This is a genomic window from Streptomyces cylindrosporus (assembly GCF_022698165.1).
Taxonomy (GTDB): Bacteria; Actinomycetota; Actinomycetes; order Streptomycetales; family Streptomycetaceae; genus Streptomyces; species Streptomyces cylindrosporus.
Genome location: NZ_JALDAY010000008.1, coordinates 217,719 through 231,128, shown reverse-complemented (window position 1 = coordinate 231,128; position 13,410 = coordinate 217,719). Strand labels below are relative to the sequence as shown.

Annotated in this window: 14 protein-coding genes; 7 read left to right on the top strand and 7 right to left on the bottom strand. The window is 69.7% G+C overall.

Going from position 1 to position 13,410, the window contains the following annotated elements:
* Window positions 1–11: 11 nt before the first annotated feature.
* Entirely contained in the window at window positions 12–878 is an 867-nt protein-coding gene (locus tag MQP27_RS26740) for a GNAT family N-acetyltransferase (RefSeq protein ID WP_242768354.1), read from the bottom strand.
* Window positions 879–1,072: 194 nt separating this feature from the next.
* Between MQP27_RS26740 and MQP27_RS26735 the strand changes: the two genes are divergently transcribed.
* Window positions 1,073–1,705, top strand: a complete 633-nt coding sequence (locus MQP27_RS26735) for an HAD family hydrolase (RefSeq protein ID WP_242768345.1) — start codon at window positions 1,073–1,075, stop codon at window positions 1,703–1,705.
* Window positions 1,706–1,933: 228 nt separating this feature from the next.
* A complete protein-coding gene (locus MQP27_RS26730) occupies window positions 1,934–3,328 on the top strand; it encodes a globin domain-containing protein (protein WP_242768343.1) in 1,395 nt (464 codons plus the stop codon).
* A gap of 11 nt (window positions 3,329–3,339) precedes the next feature.
* Here MQP27_RS26730 and MQP27_RS26725 read toward each other — a convergent pair whose 3' ends face one another.
* The 5 genes from MQP27_RS26725 to MQP27_RS26705 all read right to left on the bottom strand — a co-directional run bounded on the left by MQP27_RS26725 (window position 3,340) and on the right by MQP27_RS26705 (window position 7,087).
* A complete protein-coding gene (locus MQP27_RS26725; RefSeq protein WP_242768341.1) occupies window positions 3,340–3,822 on the bottom strand; it encodes an NUDIX hydrolase in 483 nt (160 codons plus the stop codon).
* A 99-nt stretch (window positions 3,823–3,921) separates the two neighbouring features.
* Window positions 3,922–4,827 (bottom strand): LysR family transcriptional regulator, encoded by a 906-nt coding sequence (locus MQP27_RS26720; protein WP_242768339.1) that lies wholly within the window; start codon window positions 4,825–4,827, stop codon window positions 3,922–3,924.
* Between the two features lie 241 nt (window positions 4,828–5,068).
* A complete protein-coding gene (locus MQP27_RS26715; RefSeq protein WP_242768336.1) occupies window positions 5,069–6,214 on the bottom strand; it encodes a cystathionine gamma-lyase in 1,146 nt (381 codons plus the stop codon).
* Window positions 6,211–6,702: a low molecular weight protein-tyrosine-phosphatase gene (locus MQP27_RS26710; protein ID WP_242768334.1), complete on the bottom strand. Its 492-nt coding sequence runs from the start codon at window positions 6,700–6,702 to the stop codon at window positions 6,211–6,213. The genes MQP27_RS26715 and MQP27_RS26710 overlap by 4 nt, the downstream gene beginning before the upstream one ends.
* Before the next feature lie 7 nt (window positions 6,703–6,709).
* Window positions 6,710–7,087, bottom strand: a complete 378-nt coding sequence (locus MQP27_RS26705) for a phage holin family protein (RefSeq protein ID WP_242768332.1) — start codon at window positions 7,085–7,087, stop codon at window positions 6,710–6,712.
* 59 nt (window positions 7,088–7,146) lie between these two features.
* Here MQP27_RS26705 and MQP27_RS26700 point away from each other — a divergent pair, with 59 nt between their 5' ends.
* The 4 genes from MQP27_RS26700 (at window position 7,147) to MQP27_RS26685 (ending at window position 9,670) form a co-directional block, all read left to right on the top strand.
* Window positions 7,147–7,464 (top strand): cupin domain-containing protein, encoded by a 318-nt coding sequence (locus MQP27_RS26700; protein WP_200703065.1) that lies wholly within the window; start codon window positions 7,147–7,149, stop codon window positions 7,462–7,464.
* Between the two features lie 210 nt (window positions 7,465–7,674).
* The gene (locus tag MQP27_RS26695) at window positions 7,675–7,887 is read left to right on the top strand and encodes a DUF5326 family protein (protein ID WP_242768329.1); all 213 of its coding nucleotides are present in this window, start codon (window positions 7,675–7,677) and stop codon (window positions 7,885–7,887) included.
* A 512-nt stretch (window positions 7,888–8,399) separates the two neighbouring features.
* A complete protein-coding gene (locus MQP27_RS26690; protein ID WP_308290005.1) occupies window positions 8,400–9,134 on the top strand; it encodes an IclR family transcriptional regulator in 735 nt (244 codons plus the stop codon).
* A 98-nt stretch (window positions 9,135–9,232) separates the two neighbouring features.
* Window positions 9,233–9,670: an SsgA family sporulation/cell division regulator gene (locus MQP27_RS26685; protein WP_242768319.1), complete on the top strand. Its 438-nt coding sequence runs from the start codon at window positions 9,233–9,235 to the stop codon at window positions 9,668–9,670.
* Between the two features lie 235 nt (window positions 9,671–9,905).
* Here the strand turns inward: MQP27_RS26685 and MQP27_RS26680 are convergent, their stop codons facing one another.
* Window positions 9,906–11,345, bottom strand: coding sequence for a YibE/F family protein (locus MQP27_RS26680; protein WP_242768317.1), 1,440 nt, complete (start codon window positions 11,343–11,345; stop codon window positions 9,906–9,908).
* Between the two features lie 253 nt (window positions 11,346–11,598).
* Here MQP27_RS26680 and thiC point away from each other — a divergent pair, with 253 nt between their 5' ends.
* Window positions 11,599–13,398 carry a phosphomethylpyrimidine synthase ThiC gene (thiC, locus tag MQP27_RS26675; protein WP_242768315.1) on the top strand — a complete coding sequence of 600 codons (1,800 nt, stop codon included), beginning with the start codon at window positions 11,599–11,601 and terminating at the stop codon, window positions 13,396–13,398.
* Window positions 13,399–13,410 lie beyond the last annotated feature (12 nt).

Sequence of the window (13,410 nt, the reverse complement as noted above, 5' to 3'; positions counted from 1 at the left end):
CTGGAGCAGGTTCAGCCTGCCGCCACCGTCACGGGGGCGAACCGCCGGGTCCAGTCGCCGGGCAGCTCCGCGATGCCGTACGCCATCACGGCGTTGAACGCGACGGACTCCAGCCCTCGCTCCTTCGCCCACGCCAGCAGCTCTTCGTGGCGTACGTCGATGTCTGTGCGCAAGGGGCGGTCGGTCTGGGCGGCGAGGGAGGCGATGAGCGCTTTCGCGGTCTCCGTGTCCCGGGCGATCAGCGGGCCGACCACATGGGTCTCCATGTTCGGCCAGGCGCCCGCGTATCCGATGAGTCGGCCGTTCTCCTCGGCGACGCACAGGCGGTCGGCGAAGGCCGGCAGCCGCGTGACGATGTGCGTGCGGTCGGCCCCGAACACCTCCTCGTCGAGGCGGACGATCGCGGCGAGATCCTCGGCGGTCGCGGCCCTCGTGACGACCTCGGTCTCCGGTCCGCCGGAAGTGAAGTGTCCGCGCAGCATCTCGGCCCGGCCGGTGACCTTGAAGCCAAGTTCCTCATAGAGCGGGCGGCCGTTCGGGGTGGCGTGCAGGGTCAGCGGGGTGGGGCCCATCGCCGAGACGATGTGCCGCATCAGATGGCGCCCGATGCCCTGGCGGGCGTGCCGTTCGGCGACCAACACCATCCCGATGGCGGCGAGATCGGGCCGGTCCTGCGGTCCGTACTCGGTGACGACACAGGCGCAGACGAGACCGCCGTCGGGGTCGTCGATGCCGTACCCCTTCCCGGCTGTGAGGAGGAAGCCCCACTTGTGCTCCTCGCGTGGCCACCCCCGGTCCTCGGACAAGTCGGCGCAGGCGGTGAGATCGCGAAGCGTCAGACGGCGGACGGGGAGAGCAGTGAGGGAAGGAGTCGCCACGCAGGTCAGGCTGTCTGACGGGTGCCCTCGGCGTCCACCTCTTTCCACCGAGACGCGAGAGCTTTTGGCCATGTCGTGGTCAACCGCACAGGGCGCCGACAGATGCCGGGTGTTTCACGTGAAACATGAGCGAACGGCGAGCGTCCGGGGGCTCACGAGGGGGTCCTTGGGGTGCCCGGTTAGCCTCGGGTCCCATGGCGAGACTTCATCTCTTCGATCTCGACGGCACGCTGCTGCGCGGCACCACGTCTCCCGTGGAGATCTCACGACAGTTGGGGCTCGAAGCCGAGGCGGTGGCCCTGGACGAGGCGATCTCGGCGGGACTGATCGGCCCTCCGGAGTACGCGGCTGAGGTGTATGCCCTCTGGGCGGACCTCACCGAGGCGCATGTGACGGCTGCTTTCGAAGGAGCACCCTGGCTGGAGCGGATCCGCGAAGTCTGGGCGGAGATCCGGGAGCAGGGCGAATACTGCGCCGTCGTATCGCTCTCGCCTTCGTTCTTTGTGGAGCGGCTCATTGGCTGGGGTGCGCACGCGGCATTCGGGTCGCGTTTTCCGGCTGTGCCGTTCAGCGAGCCCGTGGACCCGGCCGGAGTTCTCAGTGCGGCCGCGAAAGTCGAGATTGCCGACCGTCTGTGCGCGGAATTCGGAGTGACCCGTGCGGACTGCATTGCTTACGGCGATTCGCTGTCGGACCGGGATCTGTTCGGTGCGGTGCCGGTCTCCGTGGCGGTCAATGCGGACCGGCATCTCGCCGGTCTTGCGACACACTCGTACATGGGCGGCGATCTGTGGGATGCCTATGAATTGGTGCGCCGCGCCCGGTAATTGATCGGATCGGTGACCGGTAGGGTCGACTGCAGCCTAACGGGACGCGGAGATCGAAGACCCGTGTTTTCGGTTATGCGGTCGCACCGTCCGAATGGGGTGCGATGCTGCGGTGTGGGCACTGCGGCCAATGTCACACTCTCGCCTTACTTGTCCGTACGAAAGTAAGCCGTCTGCGGGGGAAAGCAGGCACCTTCCGAGCGAGGAAGGGCGCAGACCGACCGAAAGATGTTCGAGGCGAGGCACACCATGGACGCTCCGACCGCGTCGTCGGCCGACAACGGCACTTCCGGCGACGGGGGCGGCTGGTTCACGCCGCACGCTCAGCCTGAGGCCCCCGCGGACGCCGTACCGGCCAGGCCGACGCAGGGAGCCGCCACGTCACCCGCCCGCCTCGCCTCGGCCGGTTCCACGGCCGCCTTGCCCCCGGCCGGCCTCCGCGTCCCCGTCCAACGCCCCGCCCGGTCCGCACCGCCGCACTCCCTCGCCCCGGTGCGGGCCGAGACCGCGTCACCGGACGCCGTCCTCATCCGCCGGACGATGTCCGAGGTCGCGCCGGTCGCGGACAAGGTCACCTCGTACTTCTACGCACTGCTCTTCGTCCGACACCCCGACCTGCGGTCGCTGTTCCCGGCCTCCATGGACACCCAGCGGGACCGGCTGCTCAAGGCGCTGCTCACGGCGGCCGAGCACATCGACAACACCGAGGTCCTCGTCGCCTATCTGCAGAACCTCGGCCGCGGCCACCGCAAGTACGGCACCCGCGCCGAGCACTACCCGGTGGTGGGCGAGTGCCTCATCGGGGCCCTGAGCAAGTACGCGACGGGCGTCTGGGACGCGGAGACGGAAGCGGCCTGGGTCCGGGCGTACACCACGATCTCGCAGGTCATGATCGATGCCGCGGCGGCGGACGAACTGCGCGCGCCCGCCTGGTGGTTCGCTGAGATCGTCGCGCACGACCTCAGGACCTCAAACGTCGCGGTCGTCACCGTCCGCCCGGACCAGCCCTACCCCTTCCTGGCCGGGCAGTACGCAAGCGTGGAGACGCCCTGGTGGCCGCGTATCTGGCGGCACTACTCCTTCGCCTCGGCACCCCGTTCCGACGGTCTGCTGACCTTCCATGTGAAGGCGGTCCCGGCGGGCTGGGTCTCGAACGCCCTGGTCCACCGCGCCCGGCCCGGCGACGTCGTCCGGCTCGGTCCGCCGGCCGGTTCGATGACCGTGGACCACACCACAGACAGCGGACTGCTGTGCCTGGGCGGCGGCACCGGCATAGCGCCGATCAAGGCCCTGGTGGAGGACGTCGCCGAGCACGGTGAGCGCCGACGGGTCGAGGTGTTCTACGGCGCCCGCACCGACCACGACCTGTACGACATCGACACCATGCTCCGGCTCCAGCAGACACACCCCTGGCTCTCGGTCCGCGCAGTCATCGACCAGCAGGGGCACCTCCAACTCCCCGACGCGGTACGCCAGTACGGCCCGTGGTACGAGTTCGACGCCTATCTGTCGGGCCCACCCGGCATGATCCGCAGCGGTGTCGACGTCCTCCGGAACATCGGCATCCCGTCGGAGCGGATATGGCACGACTCGGTCGAGGAACTGGTCGGAACCGGGGGCTGAGCCGGCCGGGGTCAGCCCAGGTCCGGGGCGTGCATGGCCCGTACACCCTCGATGTTGCCGTCCAGGTAGTGCCGCAGCGACAGCGGGACGAGATGGACCGAGGCGATCCCGACACGGGTGAACGGCACGCGCACGATCTCGTACTCGCCGGCCGGCTCGTCCACCTCGGGGCCGTGCCGCAGCGACGTGTCCATGGACTCCAGGTGGCAGACGAAGAAGTGCTGCACCTTCACGCCGGTCGCACCGCCGTCCGCACCGATGTGCTCGACGGTGTCGACGAAGCAGGGCACCACGTCGGTGATCTTGGCGCCGAGCTCCTCGTACACCTCGCGGTGCAGGGCGTCGACGACGGTCGTGTCCCCGGGCTCGACCCCGCCACCGGGGGTGACCCAGTAGGGATCGACGCCGGGTTTGGTGCGCTTGATCAGGATCATGTCGTCGCCGTCGAGGAGGACGGCGCGTGCGGTGCGCTTGACCACGGGTCGGACGGTCATGGGTGGAATGTGGCCCGGATGGTTCCACGTGAAACATCGCGTGTTGTCATCGGCCGAGCTCAGCCCGTGACGACGGAAACGAGACAGGAAAAGCCCAGGTCAGCACCAGTCGTCCGCCGCCCGCAGCAGCCATTCGTGAGCCCGCGCGATATGCGGCATCGCGAGAGTGCCGGTGCGGACCACGAGGAAGTACGTGCGCAGTGGCGGTACGGCGGGGTCGTGCAGAGCGACGACATCGCCGCGCTTGAGGGCGGTGGCGCACAGATAGCGGGGCAGCACCGCGAGTCCCGCGCCCGCGGCGGCGCAGGCGAGGACGGCGCGCAGGTCGGGGACGATGACGGTGCCCGGGGCGGCGGGGCGGGAGTCGAAGACGGAGGCCCAGTAGCGCGAGACGAAGGGCAGCGACTCGTGCACCTCGACCACGGGGACGTCTTCCAGCGCGGGTGCTCCCTTGCGCCGCGGCTTCTCGGGGCCGATCTGCTCGGCCCGCGCCGGAGAGGCGACCAGGACGTGTTCCTCGTCGCAGAGCGGAGTCGCCGTGAGCAGGGCGCCGCGCGGACGGGCCGTACTGATGGCCAGATCGTGATGCCCGGCGGCCAGCCCCTCCAGGGTCTCCTCGGCGTTCCCGAAGGAGGCGCGCAGGGCGAAACCCTGGCCGTCCTCGCCGGTCAGCTCCGTGAGGGCGGGCAGCGCGCGTTCCGCGGTGAACTCGGGGGGACCGGCGAGATGCAGGGTCCGTAACGAGGACTCGTCGTCGAGGCCCGTCTCGGCGATCTCCACCAGGGCGTCGAGATGCGGGGCGGCCTTGTGCGCGAGCTCGTCGCCGATGGTCGTCGGGGTAACTCCGCGGGCCTGCCGAAGGAAGAGGGGGCGGCCCAGCTGCCGTTCCAGCGTGCGGATCTGCGAGGTCACGGCCGGCTGCGACAGGCCGAGCAGGGCGGCGGCGCGGGTGAACGAGCCGGCCCGATGCACGGTCACAAAGGTGCGCAGCAAGGCCAGATCCATCGTTCGCCCTCCCCGGTTCCCTGCCCTTCTCCCGCCCCCAGGCAGGGCCCAACTATAAATAAGTCGATAGGTCTCTGTCGCTACTGTGATTGGACACTGACACAGAGTCAACTAGCCTTGTTCGCGCGGTTCTTCGCGCGCGGAACCGAGGACGGTCCGAGCCACGAGGGGGGAGGCTCGGACCGTCCGTTGTACGTAGCGGAACACCGGCCGGGTGTCCGTGAAGCAGGCCCTGAAGCGGTCATTCCGCCGACTCGTCCAGCGCCCGCAGCACATCCGCCACCAGGTCCTCGGCATCCTCGGCGCCGACCGAGAGCCGGATGAAGCCCTCCGGCACCGCGTCCCCGCCCCAGCGTCCGCGACGCTCGGCCGTGGACCGCACACCCCCGAAGCTCGTCGCGTCGTCCACCAGCCGCAGAGCGTCGAGGAAACGCTCGGCACGCGCGCGCGTGGGCAGCGTGAACGACACCACGCACCCGTAGCGGCGCATCTGCTGCGCGGCGACCTTGTGCGCGGGATCGTCGGGCAGCCCGGGATAGCGCAGCCCGGTCACCTCGGGCCGCTCCCGCAGCGCCTCGGCGACGGTGAGGGCCGTGGCGCACTGCCGGTCGACCCGCAGCTGGAGCGTGGCGATCGAACGGTGCGCGAGCCAGGCCTCCATGGGTCCCGGAATCGCCCCGACGATCTTCCGCCAGCGCCGTACGGCGGCCATGGCCTCGCCGTCCCGGCCGGCGACGTAACCGAGCAGCACGTCCCCGTGCCCGGTCAGCTGCTTGGTGCCGCTGGCCACCGAGAAGTCGGCCCCGAGCTCCAGCGGGCGCTGTCCCAGGGGCGTCGCGAGGGTGTTGTCGACGGCGACGAGCGCGCCACGCGCGTGTGCCGCCTCCGCGAGCCGCCGGATGTCGCACGTGTCGAGTCCGGGGTTCGACGGCGTCTCGATCCACAGCAGCTTGGCGTCGTCGAGGACGTCGAGCTGGGCGTCGTTGGCCGTCGGCGCGGTGCGCACCTCTACGCCGTACGCCTCCAGCTGGGCGCGGAGCAGGGGCAGTACCTGGTAGCCGTCGTTCGGCAGTACGACGGCGTCGCCGACGCGCACCTGGGAGAACAGCACCGCCGAGGCGGCGGCCACGCCCGAGGCGAGGACGAGCGTCTCGACGTCCTCCCGTGCGGGCGCCTCCAGCTCGCCGATGGCCCGCTCCAGCAGGGTCCAGGTGGGGTTGTCGTCGCGGCCGTAGGTGTACGGGCCGCTGACGTCGCCCGGCAGGTGGTAGTGGGCGGCGAACACCGGGCCGGGCAGCGTCGGTTCGTTCTTGACCGCCTCGGGCAGTCCCGCCCGCACCGCGCGCGTGCCGTCGCCTTCGCCCACCGACGTACCCGAATCACTCATGCCGCCTGTCCCTCCACCTGCTCGCGTACCGCGGCGAGCAGACCCTCGCTCGCCGCCTCCACCATCTCAAGGCACTCCTCGAAGCCGTCCATGCCCCCGTAGTAGGGGTCCGGGACGTCGAGGTCGTCACCCGCCACGGGCCCGAACGAGCGCAGCAGCCGGACCTTCGCCGCGTCCTCCGGGGTGGGGGCCAGGCGGCGCAGGGCCTTGAGGTGGCCGGTGTCGAGGGCGACGACGAGGTCGAGGCGGGCGAACCACGACGGCTGGAACTGACGGGCCGTGTGGGTGCCGTCGTAGCCGTTCGCCTCCAGGACGGAGACGGTGCGCGGGTCGGCACCGTCCCCCTCGTACCAGCCGCCGGTGCCGGCGCTGTCGACCTCGACCCGGTCGTTCAGCCCCGCCTCCGCCACACGGGCGCGGAAGACCGACTCCGCCATCGGGGAACGGCAGATGTTGCCGGTGCAGACGAAGCAGACGCGATAGGTCATGGCCTGCTCAGTCCTCGTCGGGCAGGACGACGTGCAGCGCCCAGGAGACGATCGAGATGATCAGGCCGCCCAGGACGGCGGTCCAGAAGCCCTCGACGTGGAAGCTGAGGTCGAGCTTGTCGGCCAGCCATGAGGTCAGCAGCAGCATCAGGGCGTTGACGACGAGCGTGAACAGGCCGAGCGTCAGGATGACGAGCGGGAAGGACAGCACCTTCACGATCGGCTTGACCAGGAAGTTCACCAGGCCGAAGACGAGGGCGACGAGGATCAGGGTCCAGGCCTTCTTGCCTGTGCTGTCACCGGTGAGGGTGATCTTGTCCAGCAGCCATACCGCGACCGCCAGGGCCCCCGCGTTGGCGATCGTCTTGACTACGAAATTCTTCATGTGTCTGATCGTGGCAGACGAGATCGGATACGAGCAGCGGGACGAGGGCGACAACGGCGATGAAGGCATTCCGGCTGGACGAACTGGAGGCGGAGCGCGCCGCGAACGACGGCGCCTACCTGCAGTTTCTGCGGGAGCGGAACATGTCGGTCGGGTTGTACGCGCTCGACGCCGGTGAGCATGATCCACAGAAGCCGCACAACCAGGACGAGGTCTACTTCGTTGTGAGCGGCCGCGCCGCGATCACCGTCGGCCTGGAGACCACCCAGGTGGCGCGCGGCAGCGTGATCTACGTGCCGGCCGGGGTCGCCCACAAGTTCCACCACATCAGCGAGGACCTGCGGGTGCTCGTGGTGTTCTCGCCGCCGGAGAGCTGAGCCGAGAGCCGGTCTCCACCGCGAAGCCGATCCGCCGCCTCGGGGTTCCCTAGGGGTTCGATCAGGGGAGGACAAGGGATGCGAGGCCCCCGCCGGGCACCCTCCCGGCCCTAGCATCGAGTGCAGGACATCAGAAGGATCCGGCATCCAAGACCCGGGTCATCGACGGACCCGGTGCGAGCGACGGGCGGAGAGGTAAGGACGAGAGCAATGGGAGAGATCTTCGCGGGACTTCCCTGGTGGGTGAAGTGGATCGCGGTGCCGGTCATCGCCCTGGTCGTGTTCGGCGGCCTGATAGCGAGCGTCGTCGGCTTCGTCATCGGGCTGCTCTTCAAGGTGCTGGTCTTCGTGGCCCTGGTCGGCGGACTGATCTACGTGGTGCGGAAGTTCACGTCGAGCTCCTCGTCGCGCAGCGACTGGTGAGGGGCGCGGGGAGCCGGTGACCGGTGGCCGCGGAAGTCGGTGATCGGTAACAGGAATCATCGGTTCCCTCGCGCGAGGGAAGTTTTCCGGGCAGGCCGTCCCAGGACGGTCGCGGGCCGTTAGAGTCCGGAACTCGACGCGGGGACGACCCCCGCGAGCGGCGTACACCCCCTCCCGTGTTCCCCCGCACGGGCTGCCCCCTCGCGCTTCGGGAGTGACCCTTGGCCACGGACACCGCACTCACCGACCCCCACGCACCGCCAGGATCGGCCCAGCCCTCCGTACCGCCCCCGGGGCACCTCCGGCCGCCCGAGCAGCCCGGCCCCGCGACGCAGGAGCGTGCGACGGCCGCACCGGCGGCCGCACCCCCGGCCCGGCCGCGCCCCCCGACCCCCGCGCGGCCGCAGCCGACCCGGAGGACGGCACCTCGGCCGGTTTCGACACGGCCCCCGGACGTCCCGACGACGGCGCACCCGGAATCCCCGGCCGCACAGCCCCAGTCCGCGACCCTCATCGGCTCCGTGCAGCGCGCCATGCGCCTTCTGGAATGCGTCGCCGAGCATGCGCACGGCGCCCCCGCCAAGCAACTCGCCCGCGAGACCGGCCTCGCCCTCCCCACGGCCTACCACCTGCTGCGCACCCTGGTGCACGAGGGCTATCTGCGCCGCGACAAAGGGCTGTTCTTCCTCGGCGAAGCGGCCGAGCGGCTGGGCAGCAGCGGCGCCCAGCAGAAACGTCGCAGCACGGTGGTCGAGGCACTCGCCGACTGGCGGGACGCGATCGGCGTACCCGTGTACTACGCGGTGTACCGGGACGGCGAGATCGACGTCATGTGCGTCTCCGACACCCCGGGCAATCCGGCGGTCGAGGAGTGGGCCGACTTCCGCGAGACCGCCCACGCGCACGCGATCGGGCTGTGCCTGCTCTCCCAGCTCGACGAGGACGCCCGCCGCGACCACCTCGACCGCTACCCCGTGCAGTCCATCACCCCGTACACGGTGCGTGACGACCACACACTGCTGCGGCGGCTGGAGCGGACGCGGCGGATGGAGCCGGTCATGGAACGGCAGGAGTACGCGCTGGGCACGGTCTGCGCGGCGATCCCGATCACCCTGGGCACCACGGCCGCCACGATGGCGATCTCCCTGCCCGCGCACCAGGCCGATCGGCTGGTGTCAGCGGCGCAGCAACTGCAACGCGAGGTGGGACGCCTGCTGGGGTCGCTCGCGATCTCTATCAGTATCTGAAAACTCACTCCTTGTGATCTGCCGTGTACTTTCAGCAAGATTTCATCAGTGTCAGGGGATGATTCCCAGCCAGACGGCTTCCTATGACGGGGTAGGCGATGAGCGAGTCCGTACAGGCAGAGGTCATGATGAGCTTTCTCGTCTCCGAGGAGCTCTCCTTCCGTATCCCGGTGGAGCTGCGTTACGAGCCCTGTGATCCGTATGCCGTGCGGCTGACCTTCCATCTGCCCGGCGACGCCCCGGTGACCTGGGCGTTCGGCCGGGAGCTGCTGATCGACGGGGTGGGCCGGCCGTGCGGGGACGGGGACGTGCGCGTCTCGCCCGCCGAACCCGACTCGCTGTGCGAGGTCCTGATCCGGCTTCAGGTCGGGCGCGACCAGGCCCTGTTCCGTTCCTCGACGGCGCCCCTCATCGCCTTTCTCGACCGCACCGACAAGCTGGTGCCGCTCGGCCAGGAGGGCGCCCTCGCGGACTTCGACGCCCATCTCGACGAGGCGCTGGACCGCATCCTGGCGGAGGAACAGAGCGCGGGCTGACGCGGGGAGACAAGGCCGAAGGAACGCTTCTGCGGAAGTGGGCCGGGGCTGCGGCGACCGGAGTCCGCTCCGCTCCGGGCCGGGGTCTGCGTGCAGGAGGCTGGAGTCTGCCCGTGGCGGACCGGCGTCTGCCTACGGCGGGCCGGAGTCGGCCCGCGGCGGGCCGGAGCTGGTCCTCCCCGCCGCAGTGCTGTCGGTCGGTCCTCCCCGTGCCAGTACGGTCGGCCTCGCCGCCTCAGTGCTTACGGCGCCTGCCCCTGCCCGCGCGTGCGGGTGCCGCCGGTGCCGCACCGGCCGTTGCCGTCGCCGTCGCCGGTACCGCCCCGGGTTCGGGTCGGTCAGCCGCGACCACCAGCGCCGCGAGCAGTGTGGTGACCGGTACCGAGGCGACCAGGCCGATCGAGCCCACCAGCGTGCGCACGATCTCCTCGGCGACCAGTTCACTGTTGGCGACGGTGCCGACACTGCTTTGGGCGATGGAGAAGAGCAGGAGCAGCGGCAGCGCGGCGCCCGCGTAGGCGAGGACGAGCGTGTTGACCACGGAGGCGATGTGGTCGCGGCCGATCCGGATGCCCGCGCGGTACAGCCCGCGCCAGCCCATCGCCGGGTTGGCCTCGTGCAGCTCCCAGACGGCCGAGGTCTGTGTCACCGTCACGTCGTCCAGGACGCCGAGCGAGCCGATGATGACGCCCGCGAGCAGCAGACCGCTCATGTCGATCGACGGATACAGGCCGTGGATCAGGCCGGTGTTGTCGTCGGTGTTGCCGGTGAGGGCCGCCCAGTCGATGAACTCCGAGCCCAGAACGCCGATCAGTATCAGGGAGATCAGCGTGCCGAGCACGGCGACGGAGGTGCGGGCCGACAGTCCGTGGCATGTGTAGAGGGCGATCAGCATGATGGCGCTGGAGCCGATCACCGCCACGAGCAGCGGGTTCGAGCCCTGAAGGATCGCGGGCAGGATGAAGAAGTTCAGGATCAGGAAGCTGATGGCCAGCGCGACCAGGGCCATGACGCCCCGCAGTCGCCCCACCACGACGACGGCGAGCGCGAAGATGCCAGCGAGCAGAGCCATCGGGAACCGGCGGTTCACGTCGGTCACCGAGTACTGCAGGTCCTTGGGCGCGGAGGGTTCGTAGGCGGCCACGACCTTCTCGCCCTCGTGCAACTGCCGCGACTGGTCCGGCTGCACGATCTCGGTGAACGTACGGCCCTTGTCCTTGCCGGAGTCGACGCGGATCGTCGCCTTCTTGCAGGTGCCGTTCTCCTCCTGCTTCGCGGAGGAGTCCCCGGTGGTGGAGGTGTCACCGGTCGAGGACCCGCTGGAGGCGTTCACCGACTTGCAGCTCACGCTGACGACCTTGGTGACGGTCGCCTGCTGGGTCTGCCGGTCGAAGCCCACGCCGGTGCGCTCGTGCGCCGGTGCGCCGCCGGGCCACAGCACCGCGAGGCCGACCACCACGGCCGCGGCGAACGGGATGAGGATCGCCGCGATGACCTTGCGCAGATGCTTGGAGACGGGGGCGGCCGGGCCATGGCTGTGACTGTGGCCGTGCCCGCCACCGGGTGCGTGCCCGCCACCCGGTGCGTGCCCATGCCCGCCGCCGTGGCCGTGCCCACGGTCGTGCCCTGACCCGTGGACGTGGGGTGGCTCCGGGGGCTCATGTGTCGTGGTCACCGCCCGATCATCGCAAGAACGACAGGGGCCCCCTGTTCACCGCGCCCGAATTGACGCTAGCGTGGAGGCACCTTTGCACACGCGGGAGCTCGGAGCACCGGGCTGAGAGGGCGCTGACCTCCGTCCCAGCGATGTTTCACGTGGAACATCACCGAAATCGAGTGATGTTCGCCACGAGGCATCGACAGACGGAAATCGCTGCGTCGACCGCCGAACCTGTTACCGGGTAATGCCGGCGTAGGGAGTAGGTCTCATGACCATCAAGGACGCACGCACGCCTGCCTCCAGCCAGGGCGAACAGTCCCAGGGCGAACAGTCCCAGGAGGCCGGGAAGTCCAGCGGCTGGCACAAGGCATACGTCGAGGGTTCGCGCCCCGATCTGAGGGTGCCGGTCCGTCAGGTGCACCTCACCAACGGGCAGTCGGTCACGCTGTACGACACCTCCGGCCCGTACACCGATCCGCTCATCGACACGGACGTCCGCAGGGGGCTCGCCCCGCTGCGGGAGAACTGGATCATCGCCCGCGGCGACACCGAGGAGTACGCGGGCCGGCCCGTCCGCCCCGAGGACGACGGGATCAAGCACACCGCGCCGCGTGGCGGTCTGCGCAACCTCGACGCCGTCTTCCCGGGGCGCCCGCGGCAACCGCGCCGCAGCCGTGACGGCAAGGCGGTCACGCAGCTCGCGTACGCACGCCGGGGCGAGGTCACGCCCGAGATGGAGTACGTGGCCATCCGGGAGAACGTGTCCCCCGAGGTCGTCCGCGAGGAGATCGCGGCCGGTCGCGCGGTGCTGCCCGCCAACGTCAATCACCCGGAGATCGAGCCGATGATCATCGGCAAGCGGTTCCTGGTGAAGGTCAACGCCAACATCGGCAACTCCGCGGTCACCTCCTCCATCGAGGAGGAGGTCGAGAAGATGACCTGGGCGACCCGCTGGGGCGCCGACACGGTCATGGACCTGTCCACCGGGCGCAACATCCACACCACCCGCGAGTGGGTGCTGCGCAACTCCCCCGTCCCCATCGGCACGGTCCCGCTCTACCAGGCCCTGGAGAAGGTCGACGGCCGCGCCGAGGAGCTGACCTGGGAGATCTACAAGGACACGGTCATCGAGCAGGCCGAGCAGGGCGTGGACTACATGACCGTCCACGCGGGCGTGCGACTGCCGTACGTCCCGCTCACCGCGAACCGCAAGACCGGCATCGTCTCGCGCGGCGGCTCGATCATGGCCGCGTGGTGCCTCGCGCACCACAAGGAGTCCTTCCTGTACGAGAACTTCGAGGAGCTGTGCGAGATCCTCGCCGCCTACGACGTCACGTACTCGCTGGGCGACGGCCTCCGGCCCGGCTCGATCGCCGACGCCAACGACGAGGCGCAGTTCGCGGAGTTGCGCACGCTCGGGGAACTCAACACGATCGCCAAGCGTTTCAACGTACAGACCATGATCGAGGGCCCGGGACACGTCCCGATGCACAAGATCAAGGAGAACATCGACCTTCAGCAGGAGATCTGTGATGAAGCTCCGTTCTATACGCTCGGCCCGCTGACGACGGACGTCGCACCGGCGTACGACCACATCACCTCCGGCATCGGGGCCGCGATGATCGCCTGGTGGGGCACGGCGATGCTCTGCTACGTCACGCCCAAGGAGCACCTGGGCCTGCCCAACCGGGACGACGTCAAGACCGGCGTCATCACCTACAAGATCGCCGCCCACGCGGCCGACCTCGCCAAGGGCCACCCCGGGGCGCAGGACTGGGACGACGCCCTGTCCGACGCCCGCTTCGAGTTCCGGTGGGAGGACCAGTTCAACCTGGCCCTCGACCCGGACACGGCACGGGAGTTCCACGACGAGACGCTGCCGGCGGAGCCCGCCAAGACCGCCCACTTCTGCTCGATGTGCGGGCCGAAGTTCTGCTCGATGAAGATCTCCCAGGACATCCGCCGCGAACACGGCGGCAGTCGGGCGGAGATCGAGGAGGGCATGGCGCTGAAGTCGAAGGAGTTCGCGGCGAGCGGGAACCGGGTGTATCTGCCGATCGCGGACTGAGGTCCGGACAGC